Source organism: Actinomadura barringtoniae (assembly GCF_017573505.1).
In the GTDB taxonomy this organism is placed as follows: Bacteria; Actinomycetota; Actinomycetes; order Streptosporangiales; family Streptosporangiaceae; genus Spirillospora; species Spirillospora barringtoniae.
In genome coordinates this window covers 1-531 of sequence record NZ_JAGEOJ010000064.1, presented here as the reverse complement: position 1 = coordinate 531, position 531 = coordinate 1, and the positions used below count along the sequence as shown (strand labels likewise).

1 protein-coding gene is annotated in these 531 nt (G+C 67.6%); it reads left to right on the top strand.

The window, feature by feature from the left end; all coding sequences use genetic code 11:
- Positions 1–94: 94 nt before the first annotated feature.
- On the top strand, positions 95–531 hold a 437-nt coding region (locus tag J4573_RS53410; protein WP_208264189.1), incomplete at its 3' end, for a DoxX family membrane protein.

Below are 531 nucleotides of genomic sequence, written 5' to 3'. Positions count from 1 at the left end.
GTGGTGTCCGGATCACGGTGATCTGGAGAGAGCGAGATGCACGATGAGCATCACCGATCGCCCCGCTGCCCGGAGCCACCGGACGCTGCAGCGGATGCACGTGTCCGTCCCCGCCGCGTTCACCGAGTCGGTCGCCGCCCGCTATGTCTGGGCGGTCGCACGGATCTCGCTGGCGTGGGTGTTTGTGTGGGCGTTCTTGGACAAGACGTTCGGGCTGGGGCATGAGACCCCCAGTGCCAAGGCGTGGATCGACGGCGGCAGCCCGACCGAGGGGTTCCTTAAGAACACGCCCAAGGGCCCGTTCGCGGGCTTCTACCATGACCTGGCCGGACTGGCCTGGGTCGACTGGCTGTTCATGCTCGGCCTGGCCGGGATCGGCGCCGCGCTGTTGCTGGGCATCGGGATGCGGATCGCCGCGGCCGCGGGTGCGCTGCTGCTGGTCATGATGTGGTCGGTCGTCCTGCCCCCGGCCAACAACCTGTTCATGGACGACCACCTGATCTACGCGATCGTGATCGTCGGCCTGGCGCT